The 25,270-nt window shown below is 66.6% G+C and carries 20 protein-coding genes; 9 read left to right on the top strand and 11 right to left on the bottom strand.

Annotation, left to right across the window (positions count from 1 at the left end; translation table 11 throughout):
• Positions 1 to 18 precede the first annotated feature (18 nt).
• The 3 genes from E5554_RS02680 to E5554_RS02670 form a co-directional block, all read right to left on the bottom strand.
• The gene (locus E5554_RS02680; RefSeq protein WP_168708668.1) at positions 19 to 1,041 is read right to left on the bottom strand and encodes a phytanoyl-CoA dioxygenase family protein; all 1,023 of its coding nucleotides are present in this window, start codon (positions 1,039 to 1,041) and stop codon (positions 19 to 21) included.
• Between the two features lie 146 nt (positions 1,042 to 1,187).
• Complete coding sequence (locus E5554_RS02675) at positions 1,188 to 2,159, bottom strand: quinone oxidoreductase (RefSeq protein WP_247594359.1); 972 nt, start codon at positions 2,157 to 2,159, stop codon at positions 1,188 to 1,190.
• Positions 2,159 to 2,860, bottom strand: coding sequence for a dienelactone hydrolase family protein (locus E5554_RS02670; RefSeq protein WP_136185906.1), 702 nt, complete (start codon positions 2,858 to 2,860; stop codon positions 2,159 to 2,161). The genes E5554_RS02675 and E5554_RS02670 overlap by 1 nt, the downstream gene beginning before the upstream one ends.
• A 164-nt stretch (positions 2,861 to 3,024) precedes the next feature.
• Between E5554_RS02670 and E5554_RS02665 the strand changes: the two genes are divergently transcribed.
• The 7 genes from E5554_RS02665 to pepN all read left to right on the top strand — a co-directional run bounded on the left by E5554_RS02665 (position 3,025) and on the right by pepN (position 11,538).
• Positions 3,025 to 3,282, top strand: coding sequence for a DUF6489 family protein (locus E5554_RS02665; protein WP_004209166.1), 258 nt, complete (start codon positions 3,025 to 3,027; stop codon positions 3,280 to 3,282).
• Positions 3,283 to 4,569 (top strand): tRNA uridine-5-carboxymethylaminomethyl(34) synthesis GTPase MnmE, encoded by a 1,287-nt coding sequence (gene mnmE / locus E5554_RS02660; protein ID WP_136185905.1) that lies wholly within the window; start codon positions 3,283 to 3,285, stop codon positions 4,567 to 4,569.
• Between the two features lie 89 nt (positions 4,570 to 4,658).
• Positions 4,659 to 6,509 carry a tRNA uridine-5-carboxymethylaminomethyl(34) synthesis enzyme MnmG gene (gene mnmG / locus E5554_RS02655; protein ID WP_136185904.1) on the top strand — a complete coding sequence of 617 codons (1,851 nt, stop codon included), beginning with the start codon at positions 4,659 to 4,661 and terminating at the stop codon, positions 6,507 to 6,509.
• Positions 6,506 to 7,147: a 16S rRNA (guanine(527)-N(7))-methyltransferase RsmG gene (gene rsmG, locus E5554_RS02650; RefSeq protein WP_136185903.1), complete on the top strand. Its 642-nt coding sequence runs from the start codon at positions 6,506 to 6,508 to the stop codon at positions 7,145 to 7,147. The genes mnmG and rsmG overlap by 4 nt, the downstream gene beginning before the upstream one ends.
• Positions 7,144 to 7,926, top strand: a complete 783-nt coding sequence (locus tag E5554_RS02645) for a ParA family protein (protein ID WP_037508856.1) — start codon at positions 7,144 to 7,146, stop codon at positions 7,924 to 7,926. Before rsmG ends, E5554_RS02645 begins: the two co-directional genes overlap by 4 nt.
• Positions 7,923 to 8,852, top strand: a complete 930-nt coding sequence (locus tag E5554_RS02640; RefSeq protein ID WP_010335757.1) for a ParB/RepB/Spo0J family partition protein — start codon at positions 7,923 to 7,925, stop codon at positions 8,850 to 8,852. Before E5554_RS02645 ends, E5554_RS02640 begins: the two co-directional genes overlap by 4 nt.
• An 82-nt stretch (positions 8,853 to 8,934) precedes the next feature.
• Entirely contained in the window at positions 8,935 to 11,538 is a 2,604-nt protein-coding gene (gene pepN / locus E5554_RS02635) for an aminopeptidase N (RefSeq protein WP_136185902.1), read from the top strand.
• Between the two features lie 43 nt (positions 11,539 to 11,581).
• Here pepN and E5554_RS02630 read toward each other — a convergent pair whose 3' ends face one another.
• Genes E5554_RS02630 through E5554_RS02615 form a run of 4 tightly spaced genes read right to left on the bottom strand, consistent with a single transcriptional unit; the run spans position 11,582 to position 15,161 of the window.
• The gene (locus E5554_RS02630) at positions 11,582 to 12,193 is read right to left on the bottom strand and encodes an ABC-type transport auxiliary lipoprotein family protein (RefSeq protein ID WP_136188232.1); all 612 of its coding nucleotides are present in this window, start codon (positions 12,191 to 12,193) and stop codon (positions 11,582 to 11,584) included.
• Between the two features lie 14 nt (positions 12,194 to 12,207).
• Entirely contained in the window at positions 12,208 to 13,170 is a 963-nt protein-coding gene (locus E5554_RS02625) for an MlaD family protein (RefSeq protein WP_136185901.1), read from the bottom strand.
• 3 nt (positions 13,171 to 13,173) lie between these two features.
• A complete protein-coding gene (locus E5554_RS02620; protein WP_086012837.1) occupies positions 13,174 to 14,052 on the bottom strand; it encodes an ABC transporter ATP-binding protein in 879 nt (292 codons plus the stop codon).
• Positions 14,049 to 15,161, bottom strand: a complete 1,113-nt coding sequence (locus E5554_RS02615; protein ID WP_010335752.1) for an ABC transporter permease — start codon at positions 15,159 to 15,161, stop codon at positions 14,049 to 14,051. The genes E5554_RS02620 and E5554_RS02615 overlap by 4 nt, the downstream gene beginning before the upstream one ends.
• Positions 15,162 to 15,259: 98 nt before the next feature.
• On the opposite strand from E5554_RS02615, the gene E5554_RS02610 reads away from it, so the two are divergent.
• Positions 15,260 to 15,934, top strand: coding sequence for an HAD family hydrolase (locus E5554_RS02610; RefSeq protein WP_048938038.1), 675 nt, complete (start codon positions 15,260 to 15,262; stop codon positions 15,932 to 15,934).
• Between the two features lie 3 nt (positions 15,935 to 15,937).
• Here E5554_RS02610 and E5554_RS02605 read toward each other — a convergent pair whose 3' ends face one another.
• From E5554_RS02605 to E5554_RS02590, 4 genes are all read right to left on the bottom strand, one after another.
• Positions 15,938 to 17,791 (bottom strand): AsmA-like C-terminal region-containing protein, encoded by a 1,854-nt coding sequence (locus tag E5554_RS02605; protein ID WP_210729793.1) that lies wholly within the window; start codon positions 17,789 to 17,791, stop codon positions 15,938 to 15,940.
• A gap of 67 nt (positions 17,792 to 17,858) precedes the next feature.
• On the bottom strand, positions 17,859 to 18,791 hold the full coding sequence (locus E5554_RS02600) for a 2-hydroxyacid dehydrogenase (RefSeq protein ID WP_136185900.1): 933 nt from the start codon (positions 18,789 to 18,791) through the stop codon (positions 17,859 to 17,861).
• Complete coding sequence (locus tag E5554_RS02595) at positions 18,791 to 20,131, bottom strand: cystathionine gamma-synthase family protein (protein WP_210729792.1); 1,341 nt, start codon at positions 20,129 to 20,131, stop codon at positions 18,791 to 18,793. The genes E5554_RS02600 and E5554_RS02595 overlap by 1 nt, the downstream gene beginning before the upstream one ends.
• Before the next feature lie 192 nt (positions 20,132 to 20,323).
• The gene (locus E5554_RS02590; RefSeq protein WP_136185898.1) at positions 20,324 to 22,681 is read right to left on the bottom strand and encodes an arylsulfatase; all 2,358 of its coding nucleotides are present in this window, start codon (positions 22,679 to 22,681) and stop codon (positions 20,324 to 20,326) included.
• Between the two features lie 163 nt (positions 22,682 to 22,844).
• Here E5554_RS02590 and E5554_RS02585 point away from each other — a divergent pair, with 163 nt between their 5' ends.
• On the top strand, positions 22,845 to 25,256 hold the full coding sequence (locus tag E5554_RS02585) for a ligase-associated DNA damage response DEXH box helicase (protein ID WP_136185897.1): 2,412 nt from the start codon (positions 22,845 to 22,847) through the stop codon (positions 25,254 to 25,256).
• Positions 25,257 to 25,270: the final 14 nt, after the last annotated feature.

Below are 25,270 nucleotides of genomic sequence, written 5' to 3'. Positions count from 1 at the left end.
CGATCGGCCCGCCCACGCTCAGTCGTCGGCGGGCCTTTTCATGCCTGCGGGCCGCCAGGGGTGGCCGATCCAGCGTGCCACGGCATCGCGCAGCCCCCAGCGCAGGTTGATGCGCCGTTCGGTGATTCCGGGCAGGCTCCAAATGTCGAGCCCCACCAGCGGGCGGAAGGGGTTGCGCCGGCCATAGGCCCAGAGTTCGACGCGGGTGGAACGCTGCGCCGCTTCGCCCCGCGCATGGAAGCCGAACGTGTCGGCGATCACCAATGTGTTGGCAGGGACCGGAAACTGGCGCGGCGGGGGGAGGCCAAGACCGGCCAGTTCCGCTTCGTCGATCCGCAGCGAGCCGCGCGCCGACAGACGGCAATCGCCATATCGCGCTGTCAGGCTGCGCTGTTTCTCCCACGCCGCGCGCGCGGGGGTCAGTCGATGCGATCCGGGCACATAGGTGAAGGGGCCGCCTTCGGCCGGGACGTCCTCCAGGAACAGCCAGGCCTTCATCGCGGGATGGAAGGTATCGGCGTGCAGTTGGGTCTGCGGATCGGGCGCGCCGTCCCGACGATGGGTGAGAATGGTCTGGATGTAGATCAGCGGCTCGACGTTGAAGCCGGCGGCATAGCGCGCCAGCGCGCGCCAGCGGGGATGATCGAGAAAGCGGGCCATAGCGGGCATGGCGCGCCGTGCAGCCCCGTCCAGCGCGTAACGACGGGTGATGGTATGACCCTGCACCATTTCACGTGGAACAGCCTGATAGGCCGCAATCTGCTCGCGCAGGGCAGCAAACTGCTCCGGCGGCAGGAAGTCGCGAATCTCGATGAAACCGTCACGATCAAAGGCATGACGATCGGCTGCGGAAAGATTTGCGGCGAGACGCGAGCGACGACGGGCTGTCATCCATTGGGCGAGCCTGACGCGCCCGACATGGAGGCCCAGCGCATTGAGCCGGGACGAACCGATCAGCGGATTGTCGAGAAAGGACTTGGCCCCAGTCGCCAGCTGCAGGGTCCACCATGGCAACAGGATCCACTGGGCCAATCGGGGCATGTTCTTGTTCTTCCGGGACGGATGCATCTCCTGTCGGATACTGCAAATGACGATCAATAGGGAAGGGCAGGCAGACCGCCTGCACAAAAAAAGGGACGGCATGTGTCATGCCGCCCCTGATGAGATTATGTAGATGAGCCAGAGGCTTAGGGGATCAGGATGGTGCTGCCGGTCGTCTGGCGCCCTTCCAACGCGCGATGGGCGTCCGCGGCGTCGGCGAGAGCGAAGCTCTGGCCGATCTGCGCTGACACGATCCCGCGTGCCATCCGGTCGAACAGGCGTTCGGCGGTGTTGGCCAGATCTTCCGCCGTCGCGACATAGTCGAACAGGGTCGGGCGGCTGACATAGAGCGAGCCGTTGCGGCTGAGGTCGAGCAGGCTGATAGGCGGCACCGCGCCCGATGCATTGCCATAGCTGACCAGCAGGCCGCGGCGGCGGAGGCTGGCGAGCGATGCGGCCCAGCTATCCTTGCCGACGCCATCATAGGCAACGGCGACACCCTTGCCGTCGGTCAGGTCGCGCACCTGCGCCGCCAGATCGTCGAGCGGGCCGAACAGGCTGTGGTCGGCTTCGACCCTGGCCGCCTTTTCGGGCGATCCGCTATGGGCGATCACGACCACGCCCTTGTCGCGCAGCCAGGGCACCAGCACCGATCCGACACCACCGGCGGCGGCATGGACCAGCGCCACATCGCCGGGCAGCAGGTCGATCATGTCCTCGGCCAGATAACAGGCGGTCATGCCCTTGAGCATCATTGCGGCGGCGTCGCGCGTGCTGACTGCATCGGGGATGCGCACGACTCGATCGGCCGGGACGATGCGGTGGGTGGCATAGGCGCCCAGGCCGGCGGCGCAGCCGACCTTGTCGCCCACGGCAATGCCACTGACGCCCGCACCCACCGCAACGACATGGCCCGCACCTTCCGATCCCAGCGTGAGGGGCAGGGCGGCGGGGTAGAGGCCGGTGCGATAATAGGTGTCGATGAAGTTGAGACCGACCGCATCCTGCGCGATCAACACCTCGCCTTCACCGGGCGTGCCCGGATCGAAACGCTCGCGTTCGATCGCCTCGGGGCCGCCATGGGCCCGGACGATCATCCGGTATGCTTCGTCCGACATCAGGCGAGCGCCTGCGCGAAGAAGTCGGCGGTGCGGCGGTCGGCCAGCTGCGCGGCTTCCTCGACGCGGCGATCGCCCATCTCGGCGGCGAAGCCATGATCCAGCCCTTCATAGTCATGCAGGGTGACGTGGCGGTTGTCCTTCAGCCCGTCATGCATCTTGGCCTGCACATCGGCGGGGACGAAGCCGTCATTGGTGGGAATATGTAGCATGGTCGGCTTGCCGATGGCATGTTGTTCGCCCAGCAACCCGTCGATGCCCACGCCATAATAGCCGACAAAGGCATCGCCATCGGTGCGGCAGGCGGTCATGAAGGCGACGCGACCGCCCAGGCAATAGCCGACGACGCCGACCTTGGCCGGGCCTTCCAGCATGGCGCGCGCGGCGCGGATGGTCGCCTCGATATCGCGGACGCCCTGATCCTGGTTGAAGCGGGGGATATAGTCGAGCGCCTGCTGCATCTGTTCGGGGACGTCAGCGTCCAGCTCGATATGCGGATCGATGCGCCAGAACAGGTCGGGCGCGATCGCCAGATAACCGGCGCGGGCCCAGCTGTCGCACTTGCGGCGTATGCCCTCATTGACGCCGAAAATCTCCTGGATGACGATGATCGCGGCCTTGGCCGGGCTGTCCGGCGTGGCGACATAGGCGTCGAACTGGCCGTCGCCTTCCAGCGTCTTGATCGGAATATAGTCTGCCATGGGATATCCTTCCGCCTTGGGGAGTCTGTTGGTCGAGGCGCATATTGGCGCCTTGGGCGAGGGGTGCAAGCGCGCTGTCGCGCCCAAAAAATTTGCCATCGCCGGCCTGTTTGCGGCATGAGATGGAGCGACAGGCGGATGACCGCGACAGGGAAGGGCAGCAGATGAAAGTGACCGTCGACGTGGATTGCACCCCGGCCGAGGCGCGCGCCTTTCTGGGCCTGCCGGACGTCAGCCCCATCCACGACAAATATATCAAGACCATGTTGGACAGCATGGATGGCATTGGCAGCGTCGAGCAGATGGAGACGCTGTTCAAGAGCTTCTCGCCGATGGGCGATGCCGGCGTGCGGCTGTTCAAGCAGATGATGGATATCGGCCTGTCCGGCATGGCAGGCAAGAATGGCGACAAGAAGGATTAAGTGAGCGAGACGATCTTCGCCCTGTCGAGCGGTGCGCCGCCGGCGGGGATTGGCGTGGTGCGCGTCAGCGGCCCGATGGCGGGCGCGGCGTTGCAGGCACTGGCCGGGCGACTGCCCACCCCCCGCATGGCGAGCCTGGCGCTGCTGAGCGATCCGCGCGACGGTACGCCGCTCGACCGGGCGCTGCTCTTGTGGTTGCCGGGGCCGCGTACCGTCACCGGCGAGGATATGGCCGAGCTCCATTGCCATGGCGGCCGCGCGGTGATCGCAGCGGTCGAAGCGGCACTGGAGGCAATGCCACAGTTGCGCCGCGCAACTCCGGGCGAATTCACTCGCCGCGCCTTTGCCCATGGCCGCATGGACCTGAACGAGGTTGAGGGATTGGCGGACCTGCTGGCGGCGGAGACGCAGCAACAGCGGCGTGCGGCGCTGGCGATGATGGAAGGCCATTTTTCGCAGCGGATCGACGGCTGGCGGATGCGGCTGCTCGACCTGTCGGCGATGGCCGAGGCGGCGCTCGACTTCTCTGATGAGGATGATGTGCCCGACGCCGATATCGAGGCGCGGATCGGGCAAGGGGTGATGGCACTGGCGGACGATGTCGGTGCGTTGCTGGCGGCACCTTCGGCCGAGCGGCTGCGCGACGGCATCCGGGTGGTGCTGGCCGGGCCGCCCAATGCCGGCAAGTCGACCTTGCTCAACCGGCTGGTGGGGCGCGAGGCGGCGATCGTGTCCGACATTGCCGGCACCACCCGCGACCGGATCGAAGTGCCCGCCGCGATCGGCGGCACCGCCTTCCTGTTCACCGACACGGCTGGACTACGCGACGAGACCGGCGACGCGATCGAGGCGATCGGCATCGACCGCGCACGCGCCGCGCTGGAGGCGGCGGACATCATCCTGTGGCTGGGCGAGCCGGACGAGGCACCGCGCGAGGATGCGCTGCTGATCGCGGCGCAGAGCGATGTCGCGCTGTACGGTTTCGAGCGGCCGGGTCTTCGCTTATCGGCGCGAACGGGCGAGGGGATGGACGCGCTGGTGGCGATGCTGCTCGATCGGGCGGCGACGCTGCTGCCGGGCGAGGGCGACTATGCCCTGCATGCGCGGCAACGGGAGGGCGTGCGCCAACTGCACGACCATCTGCTCGCCGCAGGCGCGGCCCGTGACCTGCTGGTGTTGGCGGAGGAATTGCGCCTGGGGCGGCGGACGATCGATGCGCTGACCGGACAGGCGGGGACCGAGGATATGCTCGACCGTCTCTTCTCGGGATTCTGTATCGGGAAGTAAGCGAAATTTCCGCGTGTGATGGCTAATAGTACGATGTTCCACGTGGAACGCTTTTGACCGCAGGCCCCTGAATCTGATATGGGGCCGCCATGCGAACAAGCTATGATGTGATCGTGGTCGGTGGCGGCCATGCCGGCTGCGAGGCGGCCGCTGCGGCAGCGCGCAAGGGCGCGGCGGTGGCGCTGCTGACCTTCGAGCGGGCGACCGTGGGCGCCATGTCCTGCAACCCGGCGATCGGCGGTCTGGGCAAGGGCCATCTGGTCCGTGAAGTCGACGCGCTCGACGGCTTGATCGGCCGTGCCGCTGACGCCGGTGCCATCCATTATCGCATGCTCAACAGCAGCAAGGGCGCCGCCGTGCAGGGGCCGCGCGTGCAGGCCGACCGCAAGCGCTACAAGGCGGCGATCCATCAGATGCTCGACGCCCAGGCGGGCCTTGAGATCGTCGAGGGCGAGGCGGTCAGCCTGATCGTCCGCGAAGGGGCGGTGGCGGGCCTGACGCTGACCGATGGCCAGACGCTGGAGGCGCCCTCGGTCGTGCTAGCGACCGGCACCTTCCTGAGCGGCAAGCTGTTCCGGGGTGAGGATGTGGATGTCGGGGGTCGCACTGGCGAGCGGGCGGCAACCGCGCTGGGGGTGCAGTTGCGCGAGATCGGCCTGCCGATCGGCCGGCTGAAGACCGGGACGCCGCCGCGCATCGACGGCCGCACCATCGACTGGGCGGTGCTGGAGGAGCAGGCGTCGGACGGCGAGGGCTGGACCATGTCGCCGCTGTCGGATCATCGCCCGCTGCCGCAACTGGCCTGTGCCATCACCCGCACCAATGAGCGGACCCATGCGATCATCCGCGAAGGGCTGGGGCGATCGCCCTTGTTCAGTGGCGCGATCGAGGGGCGGGGGCCGCGCTATTGCCCGTCGATCGAGGACAAGGTGATCCGCTTCGGCGATCGCGACGGCCATCAGATTTTCCTGGAGCCCGAAGGGCTGGACGACGCGCTGGTCTATCCCAATGGCATCAGCACCTCGCTGCCGGCCGATGTACAGCTGGCCATGATACGGTCGATGCGCGGGCTGGAGCAGGCAGAAATCGTCGTGCCGGGCTATGCGGTCGAATATGACCATATCGATCCGCGCGCGCTGGATGCCAGCCTGGAGGTACGGGCGCTGCCCGGCCTCTTCTGCGCGGGGCAGATCAATGGCACGACCGGCTATGAGGAGGCAGCCGCCCAGGGGCTGGTCGCCGGCACCAATGCCGCGGCGCGAGCACGAAGCGAGGCGCCGATGATCCTCGACCGGGCCAGTTCTTATATCGGCGTGATGATCGATGATCTGGTGCTGCAGGGCGTGACCGAACCCTATCGGATGCTGACCGCACGGGCCGAATATCGGCTGCGGCTGCGCGCCGACAATGCCGAGACGCGGCTGGGCGACATCGGCCTGGCCCATGGCATCATTGGTCCGGATCGGGCGGCGCGCTTCGCCGCACGGGCCAGTGCGCGCGCCGCGATCGAAGCGGAACTGGCGCGCCCCTTTACCGCGACCGAGATGGCGCGGGCAGGGGCAGCGGTGCGGCAGGATGGCGCGCGGCGCAGCCTGTTCGAATGGGCGCGCTTCCCGGAAGTGCAGGCGGAGCTGCTGGTGACGCTGGCGCCAAGCCTGGCAGAGGCGCCGGCGGACCTGCGCGCCGAGATATTGGAGGACGCCCATTACGCGCCCTATCTCGAACGACAGGATGCGGAGATTGCCGCCCTGCGTCGGGACGAGCGCGTGGCCATTCCGGCGGACTTCGACTTTGCCAGCGTCGGCGGCCTGTCGACCGAGATGATCGAGCGGCTGGACGGGGCGCGTCCCGACACGCTAGCCGCTGCGGGCCGTATCCGCGGCATCACCCCGGCGGCTCTGGCCGCCATCCTTGTCCATGTGCGGCGGAAGGCAGCATGACCGAAGACGAAGCGCGGGCCTGGCTCGATGCGCATTTTGATGTTCCACGTGAAACATGGGATCGGCTGGAGCGCTATGTGTCGCTTTTGCTGTCCGCGATGGACGAGCAGAATCTGATCGCCGAATCGACCCGCCCTCATGTCTGGGCGCGGCATATCGTCGACTCGGCCCAGCTGCTTCTGCACGCCAAGGATGCAGGCGAGGGGCCTTGGATGGACCTCGGCTCGGGCGCTGGCCTGCCCGGCATGGTCGTTGCCAGCATGTCCGACCGGCCGCTGATCATGGTGGAATCGCGCCGCAAGCGGATCGACTTCCTCAATGATGTGATTGCAGAGCTGGGGCTGACCAACGCCTCCGTCTTTGGCGGACGGGTCGAGGTCGCGCCGTCGACCAAGTCGGCCGTCATCAGCGCCCGCGCCTATGCGCCGCTGCCCAAATTGCTCCAGTCGGCGCAGCATCTGTCCGATGAAAAGACGATTTGGGTGCTGCCCAAGGGACGAAATGCGCAGAATGAACTGGAGACCGCGCGTCCGGCATGGCAAGGTGCGTTTCATGTGGAACGCAGCGTGACCGACGCCGACAGCGCCATCATCGTCGCGCGATCCGTCAAACCTGTCAAAAAGAAGGGTCGAGGATGATTTGTATCGCCATCGCCAATCAGAAGGGCGGAGTCGGCAAGACCACCACGGCTATCAATCTGGCGACCGGCCTGGCCGCGACGGGGCTGCGCGTGCTGCTGGTCGATCTTGATCCGCAGGGCAATGCCTCGACCGGGCTGGGCGTCAATCATGCCGACCGCGAACGGTCGAGCTATGACCTGCTGGTCGGCAATTGCGAACTGGACGAGGCGGTCGTCACCACCCGCGTGCCCAAGCTGGACCTGATCCCGGCGACCCAGGATCTGTCCGGGGCGGAGATTGAGCTGATCGATTATGAGCAGCGCACCCACCGGCTGGAGCGGGTGCTGTCCGAGGCGCCCGCCGGGCGCTGGGACATCTGCCTGATCGACTGCCCGCCCTCGCTCGGCCTGCTGACGGTCAATGCGATGGTGGCGGCGCAATCGCTGCTGGTGCCGCTGCAGTGCGAATTTTTCGCGCTGGAGGGCCTGTCCCAGCTATTGCAGACGGTCGAGCGCATCCGCAGCCGGTTCAACACCGGCCTGTCGATCCTGGGCGTGGCGCTGACCATGTATGACCGTCGCAACCGGCTGACCGATCAGGTCGCCGACGATGTGCGCGCCGTGCTGGGCGACCTCGTCTTCACCACCGTCATTCCGCGCAATGTGCGCCTGTCCGAGGCGCCGAGCCATGGCGTGCCGGCGCTCATCTATGATTTCCGCTGTTCGGGGTCGGAAGCCTATATGCGTCTGGCGCGCGAACTGATCGCGCGTCTTCCCCGACAGGAGGTAGCGGCTTGAGCGACGAAATTGGGGAAAAGCAGAAGCCGGTAAAGCGGCCGCACGGTCTGGGCCGCGGCCTGTCGGCGCTGCTGGGCGATGTCAGCCGGGAAGAGCCGGTGGCGGCGAGCGCCAACAGCGCCGCGCCGTCGAGCAAGGCGGTGCAGAATATCGAGGTCGCGCTGATCCAGCCGCACCCCGAACAGCCGCGTCGCCATTTCGACCAGGACGCGCTGCAGGAGCTGGCCGACAGCATCGCCAAGCGCGGCGTGATCCAGCCGATCATCGTCCGTCCCCATGGCGGCGGCTTCCAGATCGTCGCGGGCGAGCGGCGCTGGCGCGCGGCGCAGAAGGCGCAGCTGCATCGCATCCCGGCGATCGTGCGCGACTTCGACGAGCAGGAAACGCTGGAAATCGCGCTGGTCGAGAATATCCAGCGCGAGGACCTCAACCCGATCGAAGAAGCCGAGGCCTATCGCAAGCTGATCGGCGAATTCCATCATAGCCAGGAAGCGCTGGGCCGCATCGTCGGCAAGTCGCGCAGCCATATCGCCAATCTGATGCGCCTGCTCGACCTGCCCGATCCGGTGCAGCAGGCGGTGTCGCACGGGCGGATCAGCATGGGCCATGCCCGCGCGCTGATCGGCGTGCCGGGCTGCGAATCGATGGCGCTGATGGTCGAGCAGAAGGGGCTTTCGGTCCGCGAGACCGAGCAACTGGTGCGCAAGACCAAGAAAGGCGAGGATGCCGAGCCCAAGTCGCGCGGCGCAACTCCCGGTGGCAAGGATGCCGATATCGCCGCGCTGGAACAGCATCTGGCCGATATTCTCGGCCTGAAGGTCGAAATTGCCGACAGCGGTGATGGGCCGGGCACATTGTCGCTGCGCTATTCGACGCTCGACCAGCTGGACATGCTGTGCCAGCGCCTGTCGGGCGAGCGGATCTAAAAACGCCGCATCGGTTCGGTTCCGGATGAGGGGGATGTGCAAAGCGCTTCCCCCTCACAGAATCAGGCACTAGGCTGGTGCCATGGCCGATATCCAATCCACCCAAGCCGCCGCTCCCGCCATCATCCGCCGCGCCGATTATCGCGTGCCCGACTGGCTGATCCCCGACATCGCCCTCGACTTCGACCTGGATGCCGCGCGGACGCGGGTCTGGTCCGACATGTCGGTGGCGCGCAATGGCGACCATGACCGGCCGCTGCGACTCGACGGCGACGGACTGGTGCCGCTGGCGGTGAAGGTCGACGGCCGCACACTCAACGAAACGGAATGGATGCTGGAGGCCGGCGCGCTGGTCGTCCCCCTCGGCGGCGCGACGCACAAGGTCGAGGTGCTGGTCGAGCTGGCGCCGGAGAGCAACAGCAAGCTGATGGGCCTTTATGCCAGCGGCGGGCTGCTCTGCACCCAGTGCGAGGCGGAGGGCTTTCGCCGCATCACCTTCTTCCCCGACCGGCCGGATATCCTGTCGCGCTACAGCGTGAAGCTGACCGCCGACAAGGCGCGCTACCCGATCCTGCTCGCCAATGGCGATCCGGTCGAGCAGGGCGATCTGGAGGGCGGCCGCCATTGGGCGCTGTGGAATGATCCTTTCCCCAAGCCCTGCTATCTCTTCGCGCTGGTGGCCGGCGACCTCGCCTGTAACGCAGATCGCTTCGTGACGATGAGCGGGCGCGAAGTGGCGCTGGGCATCTGGGTGCGCGAGGCCGATCTGCCGCGCACCGATCATGCGATGCAGGCGCTCAAGAACAGCATGGCCTGGGACGAGCGCGTCTATGGCCGCGAATATGATCTGGACGTGTTCAACATCGTCGCCGTGGCCGACTTCAATTTCGGCGCGATGGAGAACAAGGGCCTCAACATCTTCAATTCGCGCTATATTCTCGCTGATCCGGAGACCGCGACCGACATCGACTATGATGGCGTCGAGGGCGTGGTGGCGCATGAATATTTCCACAACTGGTCGGGCAATCGCGTCACCTGTCGCGACTGGTTCCAGCTGTCGCTGAAGGAAGGCTTCACCGTCTTTCGCGACCAGAATTTCTCGGCCGACATGGGCAGCCATGCGGTCAAGCGGATCGAGGATGTGCGCATCCTGCGCGCGGCCCAGTTCCAGGAGGATTCCGGCCCGCTGGCGCATCCGGTGCGGCCCGAATCCTATATGGAAATCAGCAACTTCTACACCGCGACCATCTATAACAAGGGCGCCGAGCTGATCCGCATGATGGCGCTGATGCTGGGCGCGGAGCGGTTCCGCGCCGGCACCGACCTCTATTTCGACCGGCATGATGGCGAGGCGGCGACCTGCGAGGATTTCGTCCGCGCGATGGAGGAGGGCGGCGAGATCGACCTTGGCCAGTTCCGCCGCTGGTATGAGCAGGCGGGCACGCCCCATGTCCGCGCGCTGCTGAGCCATGATCCGGTCAGCCGCACCGCCGAACTGCTGCTGGAACAGAGCGTGCCGCCGACGCCGGGCCAGCCCGACAAGCGGCCGATGGCGATCCCGCTGCGCGTCGCGCTCTATGATCCGGCGACCGGCAGCCATCATGGCGACCAGTTGCTGATGCTGACGGAGGCGCAGCAGCGTTTCACGTTCGACAATTTCGCCAGCCTGCCGATCCTGTCGATCAACCGCGGCTTTTCCGCGCCGGTGATCGTCGAGACCAATCGCAGCCAGGCCGACCTTGCCTTCCTGTCGGCGCATGATGATGATCCCTTCGCCCGTTATGAGGCGATGCAGCAACTGATGGTGAATGTGCTGGTCGGCCAGGTGGCGGGCCAGAGCGTCGACGTGACCGCGGTGGTCGACGCGGTGCGCAACACCATCACCGATCCGCTGCTCGATCCAGCCTTTGTTGCGGAGGCGGTGCGCCTGCCGAGCGAAGCCTATCTGGGCGATCAGATGAAGCAGGTGGACCCGGATGCCATCCATGCCGCCCGCGATGCCCTCCAGACGCGTCTGGGCGCCGATCTGGAGCCGCTGTGGCGCGATATTCATGCCAGAACCAAGGCGAACGCCTTCGCGGTCTCTCCGGCCGCCAAGGGCGCGCGCAAGCTGCGCAATGTCGCGCTGCTCTATCTGGTCGCCTCGGGCGCCGAAGACGGCCCGGCGATCGCCTATGCCCAGTATAGCGAGGCCGACAACATGACCGAACGCCAGTCGGCGCTGGCGACGCTGGCAAGCGGCACCAGCCCGGAACGGGAGGCGGCGCTCGACATTTTCTATAATCGCTACAGCGACGATGCGCTGACCCTGGACAAATGGTTCCAGACCCAGGCCTTCGCCTTCCATCCCGATACGGTGGAACTGGTTGCGCAGCTGGGCCAGCACAAGGCGTTCACGCTCAATAACCCGAACCGTGTGCGGTCGCTCTACGGCGCCTTTGCCGGCAACCAGTGGGCGTTCCACCACAAGTCGGGCAAGGGCTATCGGCTGGTCGCGGACTGCATCATCGCGCTCGACAAGCTCAATCCGCAGACCGCCGCCCGGCTGGTGCCGCCGCTTGGCCGCTGGAAGCGCTTCGATGAAGGCCGCGCCGCACTGATGCGGGCGGAACTGCAGCGCATCCTGAACGAGCCCGGCCTGTCCAAGGACGTGACCGAGCAGGCGAGCAAGAGCCTGGAGGGATAAGGGAAAGGCGGCGGCCGGGGCGTTCACACCCCGGCCGGGCCGATCAGTCCTTCTGCGCCGCGACCCAGGCGGCGACGTCGGTCGCCACCTTGTTGGCGGCGCTGTTGAGCGGCGCGCCGACGCTGCCGGCGTCGATCTTGCCGCCGACCGGCGCGCTGGCGGTGAAGCGCTGGCGCGCGATCGCGACGCCGGCCGGGGTCATCAGCGCCGCGTCGAAGGTGACGACCGCATTGTTGCTGGCCTGGTCGATGGTGAAGCTGATCAGCTCGCCGCTCAGGCGCTGGCCGCCGTCACCGGAAAACTGGCCGGGGTCCAGCACGATCCGGTCCGTCGTCGCGGCCACCGTCTCGGCCAGCAGGCGGCGGAACAGATGGCGGGGCGTTTCGGCCCACTGCACCTTGGTGACATAGGCGACCGAGGTCGGCGTCACCTGCACCGGCACGCGCACCGTGTCGATGACGCGCGCGGCTTCGGGATCGACGATGATCAGGCTGCGGCCGCCGCCGGCATTGCTCTGCGCGCCGGTCGGCACCTTGTGCGCGGCGTCGAGCGTCAGCAGCTGCTGCGGCGGCTTGCTGCCGATCGAGACGCAGCCGGACAGGGCGATTGCAGCGGCCAGCGCCAGCGATCCGCCACCCAGTTTCTTGTGGACCATCATCCGGCTCCCTTTCATGGCTTATAGTCGGGCAGCTGGGGCGATCCGACGATCGAGCCCGCGCCCTGCTGGTCGAGTTTTTCGGCGACGCCGCGGAAGGCGCGCGACATTTCGCGCAGGTCGCGAACCAGGCGGTTCACTTCCGGCATGGTCTGGTTGCTGAAGGCATGCACGCCCGGCTGCGCTTCGGCGATCGTCTTGTCGAGCGTGTCGATGCTGCGGCTGGCGGAGGCGACGCTCTTGCGCAGGTCGGCCATCAGCGGACGGCCTTCGTCGTTGATCAGGCCATTGGTGGTCGCGGCCAGCTCGCCAATCTGCTGCGCGGCGACGCCGGTGCGCTGCACCGCGATGCGCGCTTCGGCGAGGGTCGCGGCGATTTCCGGGCTGCGATCGGCCAGCGATCCGGTCACCCGGTCGAGATTGGCGAGGATGCCGGAGATCGACTGCTGATTCTTGTCGTTGAGCAGCTCGGTGAGCTTCTCGGTCAGGGTCGACAGCCGTTCCAGCAGCTGCGGCGCATTGTTGAGCAGTTCGCCCAAAGCACCCGGCTTGGTCGGGATCACCGGCACGCCGTCGGGGCAGGCCGAAGTGATATTCTCGGCCGGGCAGAGGATCGGCGGCGCGCCCTTGACCGCGCCGTCCAGCACGATCTCGCTGACGCCGGTGAAGCCGACGCCGGCGATGGTCGCAGTCGTGCCCTGCAGCACCGGGGTGCCGTCCTTCACCGAAATGCGGACCTTCACGAAGCTGGGATCACGCTTCCACAACTCGATCTTCTCGACCTGGCCGGAAGGGACGCCGGAATAATTGACGCCCGATCCCTTGGCGAGGCCGTTTACCGACTGCTTGAAGAAGATGTCATATTCCTTGTTGTCGCCCTGCGACAGGCGCGAGAACCAGAAGGCCGCCGCCATGATGGCGGCCAGCAGCAGCAGCGTGACCGCGCCGACCAGCACATGATTGGACCGGGTTTCCATATCCTATTGCCTTCCGTCCGCTTGTTTTTCGGCAGCGGCCTTGCCGCGTTCGCGCGTGACCGCCGCGGTTGCGGCGCGGCCACGCGGACCGTTGAAATATTCCTGGATCCAGGGGTGATCGAGCGCCAGCAATTCGTCGATCGTCCCGACCGCGATCACCTTCTTGTCGGCCAGCACCGCCACACGGTCGCAGATCGAATAGAGGGTGTCGAGATCATGGGTGATGAGGAAGACGGTGAGGCCCAGCGTCTCCTGCAGCTTGCGCGTCTGGTCGTCGAATGCGGCCGCGCCGATCGGGTCGAGGCCGGCGGTCGGCTCGTCGAGGAACAAGAGGTCCGGGTCCAGCGCCAGGGCGCGGGCCAGGCCGGCGCGCTTCTTCATGCCGCCCGACAGTTCGGCCGGATATTTGGGGCCGGCCTCGGCCGGCAGGCCGGTCATGCGGATCTTGTAGGCGGCGATCTCGTCGCGCAGCACCGGGCCGATATTGGGATAATATTCGCGGATCGGCACTTCGACATTCTCGGCCACGGTGAGGGTCGAGAAGAGCGCGCCGCCCTGGAACAGCACGCCCCAGCGCTTGCGGATCGCCAGCGCCTCGTCATCGTCCAGCCGGCCGACCATATCCTCGCCAAAGACATGGACTTCGCCCTCGTCGGGCACCTGAAGGCCGATGATCGACCGCATCAGCACCGACTTGCCGGTGCCCGATCCTCCAACCACGCCCAATATCTCGCCCTTGCGCACGTCGAGGTCGAGATTTTCGTGGACGGTCTGGTCGCCGAAGCTGTTCTTCAGGCCGCGCACCGAGATGGCGATATCGTCCGACGCGACCGCGCGCTCGATCCGCTCTTCCTTGGCCTGGCGTTCATCGGTGGTCATCAGTTCCAGCCCACCCAGGTGAAGAAGACGGCGAAGAAGGCGTCGAGCACGATCACCAGGAAGATCGCCTGGACCACGGCCGCCGTGGTGCGCAGGCCGACTTCCTCGGCATTGGCCTTGACCTGCATGCCCTGGAAACAGCCGCTGATGCCGATGATGAGGCCGAACACCGGCGCCTTGATCAGGCCCACCCACAGATCGTGGATCGGCACCACTTCGCGCAGGCGCTGGACGAAGGTGATCGGCGGAATGTCGAGCGACACGGCGCACAGGAAGCCGCCGCCGATGATCGCGATGATCGAGGAATAGAAGCCGAGCAGCGGCATCATCACCACCACCGCCAGGGTGCGCGGCAGCACCAGCGCCTCCATCGGCGACACGCCGATGGTGCGCATCGCGTCGACCTCCTCGGTCAGCTTCATCGTGCCGAGCTGGGCCGCAAAGGCCGAGCCGGACCGGCCGGCCACCATGATCGCGGTCATCAGCACGCCCAGTTCGCGGAAGGTGAGGCGGCCGACCAGGTTGATGGTCAGCATTTCCATGCCGAACTGGCGCAACTGGACCGCGCCCTGCTGGGCGATGACGATGCCGATCAGGAAGCTCATCAGGCCGATGATGCCCAGCGCCGAGACGCCGACCACCTCGAACCGCTGGACCACGGCATTGATGCGGAAGCGGCTGGGATGGCGGATCAGGCCCCAGACCGTGACCAGCACGCCGCCGAAGAAGCCGAGCAGGCCGACCAGCGTGTTGACGGAATTGATCACCGCCTCGCCGATCTGGCCCAAAACCCGATTCAAGGGAGAGACATAGGTCGGGCGGATATCGACCGGCTCGTCGATCTTGCCGACCGCGCCGATCAGCCGCTTGCAGTCCGTGCTGCCGCCGCAGACCTCCGTCTCCAGCCGCTTGGCGGTGCGATGGATGGTCCAGGCGCCGATCGTGTCCATATGGTCGATATCGGCGACGTCGATGCAGGCGATGGGGCCGGAAATGGCATCCAGCCGGTTCGGCATGTCGTGCAAACAGGCAATCGACCAGGTACCGGACAGGCGTATGACCTTGCCGCCGTCGTCGCGGCTTTCCTCAACGAGATCAGCGGCTTTGTTCATGTGGAGGGATTAGTGGTCCATTATCGGTTGCGCGGCAAGCCGAAACGGCCCATCCGCCAGACAGAACGACGGGCAGGGATAAAAGTTTCGGACACGGCATGACATACAGGTTGGCGATTTACGACATGGACCGCACGGTGACCTTTTCGGGCACCTATACCGGCTTTCTCATCCATGTGGCCGCCCATATGGCGCCTTGGCGATTGATCTTCCTGCCGCTCATTCCCTTCGTCATGCTGGCCTATGTGGTGAAGCTGATCAGCCGCCAGACGCTCAAGGAAACCAACCAGTGGCTGATGATCGGCGGCCGCGCCGACCGGGCGAAGCTGCAGCCGCATATCGAAAGCTATGCCGACAAGGTGATGGCGAAGAATGTCCGCGCCGGCGCGCTGGAGCAGATCGCCAAGGACCGCGCGGCGGGCTATCGGCTGGTGCTCGCCACCGCCTCCTACCGCCTCTATGTCGAGGCGATCGCGCGGCGGCTGGGCTTCGACACGGTGATCGCGACCGACCATGTCGGGCAGGATCTGCCCTATGTCCGCGCCAAGATTTCCGGCGAGAATTGCTACGACACCGGCAAGCTGCGGATGATCAAGGCGTGGATGGCAGCCGAGGCGATCGACCGCAGCCAGGCGCATATCCGCGCCTATTCCGACCATGTGTCGGACGCGCCGATGCTGGAATTCGCCGACGAGGCCTTCGCGTCCAACCCGCACCCGCCGCTCGCCAGGCTGGCGGCCGAGCGCGGCTGGACGCGGGTGGACTGGAGCTAGGATTCACCGCATCGCTGTGCGGGCGAGCGCGTCGCAATCGGCGTCGCCCACGGTCGGCTGCTTCTCGCCGCCGATCGCATCGCCGATCATCCGGATTATGCCCTTGGCCGATCGGGCGTCCCTGGGCAGCTGAATATCGGGCGTCTTGATCGTGCCGCCGACCGGCACGCTGCCCTTCAGCCGCAACAGGCTGTCCTGCTTGGGCACGCCGCTCAGTGCGAGGGCCAGCCGCTCGTCCGACAGCCGTATCGTGCCCGTGGCATGGGTCTGGGCGCGGGACGTGTCGATCAGCACCGGCCCCGGCCGGGCGATACCGTCCCGCACGTCCAGCCGGGTGATGATGCAGCGCAGGACGGCTTCCTTGCGCTTCGACAGGGTCAGGCCCCGGCCGACATCCTGCCCCATCAGCGCGGCGGTGCGGTCCGGGATGCGGCCGTCGCGGGCGACGAGCGCGATCGTGCCGGTCGATGTGCCCAGCGCTTGACGGATGGTTCTGCCCCGTCCCTTGATCGCGACCCGGCCGATAAGCGCGCCGTCGATCCGGGCGTCGGGGAAGAAATCGAGCAACCGTGCGCTGCGCATCGCCATGGCGATATCCAGAAGAGGCCCGCCATTCCGCTGATCGACGCCGATCCGGCCCGACAGCGTGCCGCGTGTGAGGCCCAGCGTCAGTGGTTCGACCGACAGCTGGCTGCGTTCCAGGCTGATCGTGCCATGGAGCGAGCGGAACGGGCTGGGGCCGGGCCACAGCAATTGCCGGACCTGAAGGTCCAGTTTGCCGTCCGTGTGATCGACGGTGGCGAGGTCTATCGCCGTATCGGGGATCAGCCGCGGCCCGAGCCTTGCGCGCTTGGCCGCCGCCTTCGCCTTGCCGGCATTGCTCGCCAGATCGTCGAAATCGAAGCGGTCGGCGCTGAGCGCGCCGTCGATCCGGGTGCGGCCGTCACGCTTGCGGATGGTGGCATGGCCGGCAATGTCGGACCGGCCGATCGTGCCTTTCAGCCCCTCGACGATCCAGTCCGGCCGGTCGCGCGTGACCCGCGCGGTCAGCCGGACCGGCTGGGTGCCGGGCAGGCCGGCCTCGATGATGGCGTCGAGCAGGGCGAGGTCCGTGCCATGGGCGGTCGCCTCGCCGCGCAGATGGCCGATGTCGAGCGGGCCATCCATCGTGCCCTTGAGGGTGAAGCCGACCGCGTCGCCGCTGATCGCCGCGTCGAACGGCCAGCGCTGGCCCGGCCGGTTGTCGAGGATCGGGCCGCCGGTCGCGGTGACGATCACGGCATGGCCGCGCACATCGCCGTTGCCTGACAGGCGCAGGCCGCGCGGATCGACGGTCAGCGCAGCATCGACCGATCGCCCGCGCTTGTCGTCGCGATAGGCGATGCGGCTGTCGGCGACGATCAGGCTGTGCAGTGCCGGACGGCCGCCGCGCCTGTCGCTGCCCTTGCTACGCTCGCCGCTCCAATTCTCGCGCCCCTGCGCGTCGCGATAGAAATGGAGCCGGGCGCGCCGCGCTTCCAGCCGCTCCAGCACCGGCCCGCCGGTCAGCAGGCCCCAGACCGAAAAGCCGGCGCGGATCTCGCCGATCCGGGCCAGGTCGGGCAAAGTGGGTCTGACCCAGCCGGGTTGCGGCACGCGCAGGTCGCGCAGGGTGACGATGGGGTGGAAGGACAGGCTGTCCGCCCGCGCCATCGCGCCGATCGTCACCGGCTTGCCGATGCGGTCGGACAGGCGGCGCTCGATTGGGCCTTTCATCCAGCCCCAGGGAAAGGCGGCGAGGACCAGCAGCAGGATCGCGCAAAGCAGGATCAGGCCCACAAGCCCACGCACCACCCATCGTCTCGACCCGCTGGCCATCCCTGTCGCTCTCCCGTCCGGCCCGGTCGGCCGTGTCGGCGCTCAACGCGCGGCGTTGCGGCTTGGTTCAGAGCACGCGATTGGGCAGCGGTTCCTCCGCCACGAAGGCGCGGATATTGGCGAGCAGCATCTGCGCCATCTGCGCCACCGCCGCGTCGGTCGCGCCGCCGGTATGGGGGGTCAGGATGCAATGGGGGACATCGGCCCAGCGCGCCGGATCGGTCGGTTCCTGCGCATAGACGTCGAGCGCCGCGCCGCCCAGCCGGCCGGCGCGCAGCGCGTCGATCAGCGCGTCCTCGTCCACCAGCTGCCCGCGCGCGACATTGACCAGCAGGCCATTGGGGCCAAGCGCATCGAGGATGGTGGCGGAGATCATGCCGCGATTGTCGTCGGTCGCGCGCGCCGCGACGACCAATATGTCGCTCTCGGCCGCCAGTGCCGCCAGGCTCTCGCTGCGCGGCCAGGCAAGGCCGGGCTTGTCGCGCGGCCCCCACCAGCGGGGCGTCATGCGCATGGCGTCGGCGCGCGCCGCGATGGCGATGCCGATGCTGCCCATGCCGACGATGCCCAGCCGGGCGCCGGCGACCGATCGGGTGATGGTCTTGCCGCCGGGCAGCCATTCGCCCGCGCGCAACGCCCGGTCGCCGCTGACGATCTGGCGCCGATGGGCGAGGATCAGGCCGATCGCATGGTCGGCGACATCCTCCGCATTGGCGTCGCCCGCATGGCTGACGGCGATGTTGTTCGCCCGTGCCCAGTCCAAGTCGACCCCGTCATAGCCGACGGTGAAGCAGGCAATCAGCCGCAACCGCGTCATCGCCGCCAGCATGGCGGGATCGAGCCGGAACTCGCCGGCGGTGACGAGTATTTCCGCCTCGGCAAGGCGGGCGCGCCCGGCCTCCTCCCATAGCCCCATGACGTCATATTGCATCGCCAGGATTGGCAGCAGCGGCGCCAGATGGGGCTGGGCGATCAGGATGACCGGGCGCAGGCGCTCCATTATCCTATCGCCTTCAGCGCCTGGGCGAAGTCGGCGATCAGATCGTCGGCATCCTCGCAGCCGATCGAGATGCGCACCATATTGTCGCCGATCGCCAGCGCCTTCTTGCGCTCGGCCGGCACCGACAAATGGGTCATCGCGGCGGGATGGCTGGCCAGCGTCTCGGTGCCACCCAGACTCACCGCCAGCTTGGCGATCTTGAGCGCGTCAAGGAAGGCGAAGGCCTCCGCCTCGCCACCCTTCAGATAGAGCGAGAAGGTGGAGCCGGCGCCGGTGCAATGGCGGCGATAAATGTCGGCCTGCCGCTCGGTCTCGGGGAAGCCGAGATAGACGACCTTCTCCACCTGCGGCTGGTCCTTCAGCCAGGTGCAGACCTTTTCCGCATTCTCGCCCGCACGGCTCATCCGCAATTCCAGCGTCTCCAGCGACCGCAACAGCATCCAGGCGCTGTGCGGGTCGAGGATCGTACCGATCGTGTTGCGCATCAGGCGAATGCTGTTGATCAGCGCATTGGAGCCGAGCACGCCGCCGGCGACCAGATCGCTATGCCCGCCGGCATATTTGGTGAGGCTGTAGATGACGAGGTCGGCGCCATGGTTGATCGGCCGGTGCCACAGCGGCCCCAGGAAGGTATTGTCGATCGCGATCGGCGGGACATGATCTTCGCCGGCGAACAGCGCGTCGCGGCGCGCGACCACCGCCTCCAGATCGACCAGCACATTGGTCGGATTGGCCGGGCTTTCCAGATAGAGCATGGCGACGCGGCCCAGCCCCTTGGCCTTCTCGATCACCGCGCTGATCTCCGCCTCGGTCGCGCCGGCGGGGAAATCGAGCCACTGCACCCCGAATCGGCCGAGAATTCGGCCGATCAGCGATTCGGTCGCGGCATAGAGGGGCGCGCTATGGACGATGACGTCACCCGGCTGCACCAGCGCGAGCAGGGTGGTGGCGATCGCCGACATGCCGCTGGAAAAGAGCAGGGCATCCTCCGCTTCCTCCCACACCGACAGCCGATCCTCGGCAATTTCCTGGTTGGGGCCGTTGAAGCGCGAATAGACAAGGCCCTCGGCGCCGCCGGGTCGGATGCCGGTCACCCCCTCGAAATGACGCTTGCCCGCGGCCGCGCTCTCGAAGGCGAAGGTGGAGGTGAGGAAGATCGGGGGTTTCAGCGATCCTTCGGACAGGGTCGGGTCATAGCCATGGCCCATCATCAGGGTTGCGGGCTTCAGCTTGCGGCCGTCAATCTCCAGGATCGGCGCCTTGGGGCGGCGGCGATTATGGGGCGGCTCGACGCCGGTCAGATCGGCTTCGGTGACGGGGGGCGGGGTTTCGCCGGTCATGTCATTCTCCTGCATCTGGCGGCCTCTGCTGTGCCGCTCATGGTGTAACGCAGGAGCAGGGCAGGGGGCCAGCGGAGAGTGATATAATCTTTCTTGTCGGGGTATGATTGTTTCGAACGAGATCGACGGAATCTCGGTCGACAACGGCACCGGCGCACGGGGCCGCATGTCCCCGTGCGCCGGCATCGTCCCTTATTGCTTGGCGTATTTCGCCTTCAGCGACAGATCATGGTCATGGTGGGATTCGCCGTTGAGGTCGATCCGGACCATTTCGATCGCGCCGGTGAAGGTGCCGCCGGTCGGGCCATAATCTTCCACCACCGGCTCGCCATTGTCGTGGCCGATGTCCATGAAGTCGTCAAAGGAGAAGATGGCCGGCACGGTTTTTTCGATGTGCCCCGTGCCGATCGCCTTGCCGTTCGCGGTGAAGGTCACCGTGCCGCCCTTGCCGGCGCCGCCGCCATCATAGGCGAAGTCGAGCAGCAGGTCGTGGCTACCCTTGCCCAGCGGTTCGTCCGCGCGCACGATGAAGGTTTCCAGCCCCACCCAGTTATGGGCATAGGCGAGCACGCCGTCCTTCATGTAGAAGCTCCAGCCGCCAAACTTGCCGCCCTGGGCGATGATCGCGCCATTGGCCGGCTCCGCGCCCAGTTCCACCTTCGCGGTGACGGTGAAATTGGTGTTTTTGACGTTCGGGACCGTATTCTCGTTCATCCGGGTCATCCCCGGCAGGAAGGTCATGGAGGTGCGGCCGTTGAGCAGGTCCGGCCGGCCGGCGACACGGGCGTCGAAGCGTTCGCGCTGGCGGGGATCGAGCGGCAGGACATTATATTTGGCCGCCTCGATCAGGAAGCGGTCCTGCAACTTGCGCAGCATGTCGGGATTCTGGTCCGCGATATTATGCGCCTGGGTCCAGTCGTCGGGGCCATAGAGTTCCCATATGTCATCCTCGATCTCGCCCACCGTCTCGCGCTTGTCGGGCCAGGGCAGGCGGTGCATCGTCATGGCAGTCCAGCCGTCATGATAGATGCCGCGATTGCAGCCGATCTCGAAATATTGGGTCGTGTGCCGGTCCTCCGCCTCGGCCTCGTCGAACAGATAGGCCATGCTGACGCCTTCCAGCGGTTTTTGCTGGATGCCGTTGACGAAATCGGGTTCGGGCACCCCGGCCAGTTCCAGGATGGTCGGCGCGACGTCGATCAGATGGTGGAACTGGTGGCGCAATTCGCCCTTGGCCTTGATCTTCTCGGGCCAGCGCATCGTCATGCCGACGCGGGTGCCGCCCCAGTGGGACGCGACGATCTTGCTCCACTGATAGGGGGCGTTCATCGCATGGGCCCAGCCCGAGGGCATGTGGTTGAAGGAATTGGGCCCGCCAATCTCGTCGAGCCGCGGCAGGATGTCCGCCGTCGTCATGCCGATGCTGTTCTGGTAGGCCAGTTCGTTGAAGGTGCCGTAAGGCCCCGCCTCCGCGGACGCGCCATTGTCGCCCAGGATATAGATGACCAGCGTGTCTTCCAGCACGCCGCGTGCCTCCAGCGTGTCGAGCAGGCGGCCGACATGATGGTCGGTATGGGTGGCGAAGGCCGCATAGGTTTCGGCCAGGCGGCAGGACACCTTGCGATCATCGTCGGTCAGTTCGTCCCATTCGGGCAGCCATTCGGTCGGCGCCGTCAGTTCCGCATCCTTGGGGATGACGCCCAGTTCCTTCTGCTTTGCGAAGGTGATCTCCCGCTGCTTGTTATAGCCATGGTCGAACTTGCCCTTGTACTTGTCGACCCATTCCTTGGGCACATGGTGCGGCGCATGGGTGGCGCCGAAGGAGAGATAGGCGAACCAGGGCTTGTCGGGGGTGAAGGTCTGCAACGATCCGGTCCAGTTGAGCACCTGATCGACCAGATCCTCGGTCAGGTGATAGCCCTCCTCGATGGTCTTGGGCGGCTCGATCGGGGTCACGCCATCGACCAGTGGCGGGGCATATTGATTGGTGTCGCCGCCCAGGAAGCCATAGAATTTCTCGAACCCGTCGCCGATCGGCCAATGGTCGAACGGGCCGGACGGGCTGGTTTCCCAGGTCGGTGTCTGGTGCATCTTGCCAAAGGCGCCGGTGCTGTAGCCATTATATTTGAGGATCTGGGCGACGGTCGCGCAGGTATCCGGGCGCAGGCCGGTATTGCCGGGCATGGCGGTCGCCACTTCGGTGACGCCGCCCATGTTTACCGTATGATGATTGCGCCCGCACAGCAGCGCCTGGCGCGAGGGCGAACAGAGCGCTGTCGTGTGGAAACGGGTGAAGCGGATGCCCTCCTTCCCGACTCGTTCGGCCGTCGGCATGAGGCAGGGGCCGCCAAAGGCGCTGCTGGCGCCAAAGCCCATATCGTCGATCAGCACGATCAGCACATTGGGTGCGCCGGCCGGCGGGCGCAGAAACTCCTTGGCCGGCGGGCTCTGCGCCTCCTTGGCGTTCATCGGCGTGTCGTGCGGCGGCACGCGCTCCGGGATCGGCAGGACATAGCGATTGAGTTCGGGCGGGCTCTTGCGGGTCGACATGCTGGTATCCTCGTTCGCGATGGACGTGACGGAACGAAGCCTAGTCGGGGCGGCCATATTGGCTATTGGGGTTTCCCCCGATGCCCGATTCCCGATGTCCGGTGCGCGGGGTGAACGCATGCACCACTTCCCCCCATCCGCCACAGCCCCTACATCTCCCCCAATGCCGCCCGCGCTCCCTCCCATCCTCACCGACTGGTTCGCATCGCGCGGCTGGCGGGTGCGGCGGCATCAGAGTGACATGCTTGCGGCGGCGCAGCGGGGGGAGCATGCGCTGCTGGTCGCGCCGACCGGGGCGGGGAAGACGCTGGCGGGCTTCCTGCCGACGCTCGCTGACCTGATCGACAATCCCGCCGACGGGCTGCACACCCTTTATGTCTCGCCCTTGAAGGCGCTCGCGGTCGATGTGCGGCGCAACCTGCTGACGCCGATCGAGGAAATGGGGCTGCCGATCCGGGTGGAGACCCGCACCGGCGACACCCCGTCGGATCGCAAGGCGCGGCAGCGGGTGCGGCCGCCACACATCTTGCTGACCACGCCCGAATCCCTGTCGCTGCTGCTGAGCTATCCCGACGCGGCGCTGCTGTTCGAGCATCTGCGCACCGTCATCGTCGATGAGGTCCATGCCTTTGCCACGCAGAAGCGCGGCGATCTGCTCAACCTGTCGATCGCGCGGTTGCAGGCAATCAATCCGGACCTGCGCCGGGTAGCGCTGTCGGCGACGGTGGCCGATGTCGATGCCTATCGCGCCTGGCTGGCGCCCGATGGCGATATTGATGCGGTGACGCCGGTGCTGGGGGAGGCGGGGGCGGAGCCCGACGTCACCATCCTGATCCCGGAGGGGCGGGTGCCCTGGTCGGGCCATTCGGGCAAATATGCCGCGAGCCAGGTGATGGCGGAGATCGCGGCGCGGCAGACCACGCTCGTCTTCTGCAACACGCGCGGCCTGGCCGAACTCATCTTCCAGGAATTATGGTCGGTCAATGACGCGAACCTGCCGATCGCCATCCATCATGGCAGCCTGTCGATCGAGGCGCGGCGCAAGGTCGAATCGGCGATGGCGGCGGGCAAGCTGCGCGCGCTGGTGGCGACCGCTTCGCTGGACCTCGGCGTCGACTGGGGCAATGTCGACTGCGTGATCCAGATGGGCGCGCCCAAGGGCAGCTCGCGCCTGCTCCAGCGCATCGGCCGCGCCAATCACCGGCTCGACATGGCGTCGGAGGCGATATTGATCCCCGGCAATCGCTTCGAATATCTGGAGGCGCGGGCGGCACTGGACGCGGTCGAGGCGGGGGAGCGGGACGCCGATGATTTCCGCCCCGGCGCGCTCGACGTGCTGGCCCAGCATGTGATGGCGATCGCCTGTGCCGGGCCGTTCCGCGAGGAGGAATTGCTGGCCGAGGTCCGCTCCGCCACCCCCTATAGCGCGCTGACCGACGAGGGCTTTGCCCATGTCCTGCATTTCATCGAGGGCGGCGGCTATGCGCTGCGCGCCTATGACCGGTTCAAGCGGCTGGTGCGCGAGGCTGACGGCACATGGCGGGTGTCGCACCCGAAGTTCATCCAGCAGCACCGGATGAATGCCGGCATCATCGTCGATCAGCCCGCGCTGGCGGTACGCTTCGCCAATGGGCGCAAGCTCGGCACGGTGGAGGAGGGCTTTGCCGCCACCTTGCGGCCGGGCGACAGCTTCTTCTTCTCCGGCATGGCGCTGGAGGTGGTGCGGATGGACACCAGCGACCTGGTGGTCCGCGCGACGAGCAAGAGCGCGCGCATCCCCAGTTGGGGCGGCACCCGCATGGCGATGTCGACCCGGCTGGCCGACCGGGTGCGCCATTTCCTGGCCGAACCCGACGCCTGGCACCGCTTCCCCGATGATGTGCGCGAATGGCTGGAGGTGCAGCGCGCCCGCTCCGCCTTGCCGCAACCGGGGCAATTGCTGGTCGAGACCTTCCCGCATGAGGGGCGCCATTATATGGTCTGCTACAGTTTCGAGGGCTGGAACGCGCACCAGTCGCTCGGCATGTTGCTGACCCGGCGGATGGAGAGCCAAGGGCTGATGCCGCTGGGCTTCGTGTCGAACGATTATGCGCTGGCGGTCTATGGCCTCAAGCCCGTGACCGATCCGCAGAGCCTGTTTTCCGCCGATATCCTCGACCATGAATTTGTCGACTGGGTCGAGCAGTCGAGCCTATTGAAGCGCGCCTTCCGCGATGTCGCCGTGATCTCCGGCCTGATCGAGCGCCAGCATCCCGGCAAGCGCAAGACCGGGCGGCAGGTGACCTTCTCCACCGACCTCATCTATGACGTGCTGCGCAAATATCAGCCTGACCATCTGCTGCTGAAGGCCGCCTGGGCCGATGCGCGGGCACGGATGACCGATGTCGGGCGGCTGGGCGACCTGATCGACCGGGCGGCATCGACCATGCTGCATATGCCGCTCGACCGGGTCAGCCCGCTCGCCGTGCCGCTGCTGATCCTGATCGGCCGCGAACAGGTGGCGCAGCGCGATGCCGAGGATGCGCTGCTGATCGAGGCGGAGGCGCTGGTGGCGGAGGCCATGCGCGCGGATTGAGGGGGGTAGGAACC

It is taken from the genome of Sphingobium sp. PAMC28499, assembly GCF_004795815.1.
In the GTDB taxonomy this organism is placed as follows: Bacteria; Pseudomonadota; Alphaproteobacteria; order Sphingomonadales; family Sphingomonadaceae; genus Sphingobium; species Sphingobium yanoikuyae.
The sequence above is the reverse complement of the archived record's forward strand: the minus strand, read 5'-3'. Positions and strand labels throughout refer to the sequence as shown.